Here is a 2,037-nt window from a genome sequence, read left to right as displayed (position 1 = left end):
CCCGCGTCTTTTCTGGAAGTTGCGCATGTCCGAAGTAGCCAACGACAACCACGCCCCGATCCCCGTTACCGTGCTCACCGGCTTCCTCGGCGCCGGCAAGACCACCCTGCTCAAGTACCTGCTACAGGCCGAGCACGGCATGAAGATCGCGGTGATCGAGAACGAGTACAGCGAGACGCCGATCGACGGCCAGTTGCTCGGCGTCGAGCCGGTGCAGGTGATGACGCTGTCCAACGGCTGCGTCTGCTGCTCGATCAACACCGACCTGGAAAAGGCCCTGTTCCTCCTGCTGGAGCGCCGCGACAACGGCGAGATCGACTTCGACCGCCTGGTGATCGAGTGCACCGGCCTGGCCGATCCGGCGCCGGTGGCGCAGACCTTCTTCGCCGACGAGGAACTCTGCCAGCGCTACGTGCTGGACGGCATCATCACCCTGGTGGACGCCGCCAACGCCGAGCGTCACCTGCAGGAAACCATCGCCCAGGCCCAGGTCGGCTTTGCCGACCGCATCCTGGTGAGCAAGACCGACCTGGTCGACGCCGCCACCTTCGAGGCCCTGGGCCAGCGCCTGCAACGGATCAACCGGAGGGCGCTGGTGCATGTGGTCGAGCACGGCCGCATCGACCTGGCGCACCTGCTCGACGTACGTGGCTTCAACCTCAACGCCGACCTCGGTCCTGGCATCGGCCTGCGCCCGCTGCGAGCGGTGGCAGCCAAGGACAGCCGCGATCGCATCGGCCCCCTGGTACTGCGCAGCGACACGCCGCTCGATCTCGAAAGGCTGAGCGAGTTCATGGACGACCTGTTGCAGTGGCATGGCAATTCCCTGCTGCGCTACAAGGGCGTGCTGAACATCGCCGACGAGCCGCGTCGCCTGGTGTTCCAGGGCGTGCTGCGACTCTACGGCTTCGACTGGGATAGCGAGTGGCGGGACGACGAGGCGCGCGAGAGCGTGATCGTGTTCATCGGCGACAACCTGCCGGAGGACAGTATCCGCGAGGGCTTCGAACGCATCGTCGAAGGCCGCTGAGGCGCATCGACGCCAAAGGAGCGTGGAAATGGACAGGGACGCATTGATCGGCGCCTGACGGGACTGCATCCGTGGCGCGGACAAATCCTGGGTGCTGTTCGCCCAGGGCACTTGCGTGATCCTCACGCAGCCGGAGCCGGACCTCGCGGCCCAGGCGCGGGCATTGCTGGCCGAGTGGGGAGCGGTACAGGTCGGCACGCCGGCGGGCGACTTCGGTGTGATCACCCTGGACAACGGCCGCGGCTGGGTGGTGACCGGGCATCACCCGGACATCCTTACCTTCGTCCCTCGCGAGGAACTGGAGGAGGACGCCGGCGAGCTGCTCGTCGGCATGCACGGCCGCTCCCGGCGGGGCGAGGATGCCGAGGCCTTGGCGGTGATCCATGTCGAGGACCGGCGATAACGCTACCCGGCGCCTCCTCCCTCGGAGGAAATGAAAAAGCCCGGCATTTGCCGGGCTCTTTCGTCTTGCCTTGTCGCTTAGTTGCCGTAGACCGGGAACTTGGCGCAGATCGCCTTGACCTTCTCGCGTACGCCGTCGACCACGGACTCGTCGCCCATGTTCTCGAGGATGTCGCAGATCCAGCCGGCCAGCTCGCGGCACTCGGCTTCCTTGAAGCCGCGGGTGGTCACGGCCGGGGTACCGATGCGCAGGCCGGAGGTGACGAACGGCGAGCGCGGGTCGTTCGGGACCGAGTTCTTGTTCACGGTGATGAACGCGCGGCCGAGGGCGGCGTCGGCGTCTTTGCCGGTGATGTCCTGCTTGATCAGGGAGAGCAGGAACAGGTGGTTCTGGGTGCCGCCGGAAACCACGTCGAAACCGCGGTCGAGGAAGACCTGGGCCATGCTCTGGGCGTTCTTCAGGACCTGCTGCTGGTAGGTCTTGAACTCCGGCTGCAGGGCTTCCTTGAAGCACACCGCCTTGGCCGCGATCACGTGCTCCAGCGGACCGCCCTGGGCGCCGGGGAATACTGCGGAGTTGAGCTTCTTCTCGATCTCCTCGTTGG

2 protein-coding genes and 1 pseudogene are annotated in these 2,037 nt (G+C 66.1%); 2 read left to right on the top strand and 1 reads right to left on the bottom strand.

Annotated elements, in window-relative coordinates:
- Positions 1–25: 25 nt before the first annotated feature.
- Together yjiA and HMPREF2716_RS24260 are read left to right on the top strand one after the other, a co-directional pair.
- Entirely contained in the window at positions 26–1,030 is a 1,005-nt protein-coding gene (gene yjiA, locus HMPREF2716_RS24265; protein WP_070622030.1) for a GTPase, read from the top strand.
- Positions 1,031–1,097: 67 nt separating this feature from the next.
- Positions 1,098–1,433, top strand: a complete 336-nt coding sequence (locus HMPREF2716_RS24260) for a hypothetical protein (RefSeq protein ID WP_228380309.1) — start codon at positions 1,098–1,100, stop codon at positions 1,431–1,433.
- 77 nt (positions 1,434–1,510) lie between these two features.
- Here HMPREF2716_RS24260 and glyA read toward each other — a convergent pair.
- Positions 1,511–2,037: pseudogene (gene glyA / locus HMPREF2716_RS24255) on the bottom strand (serine hydroxymethyltransferase); the annotation flags it as partial.

The sequence above is a fragment of the Pseudomonas sp. HMSC076A11 genome (assembly GCF_001810205.1).
Classification (GTDB): Bacteria; Pseudomonadota; Gammaproteobacteria; order Pseudomonadales; family Pseudomonadaceae; genus Pseudomonas; species Pseudomonas aeruginosa.
This window is presented reverse-complemented; position numbering and strand designations above follow the sequence as displayed.

Excerpts from the sequence above, each read along its gene's own strand:
- yjiA (WP_070622030.1), top strand. The coding sequence starts at position 26 with ATGTCCGAAGTAGCCAACGACAACCACGCCCCGATCCCCGTTACCGTG.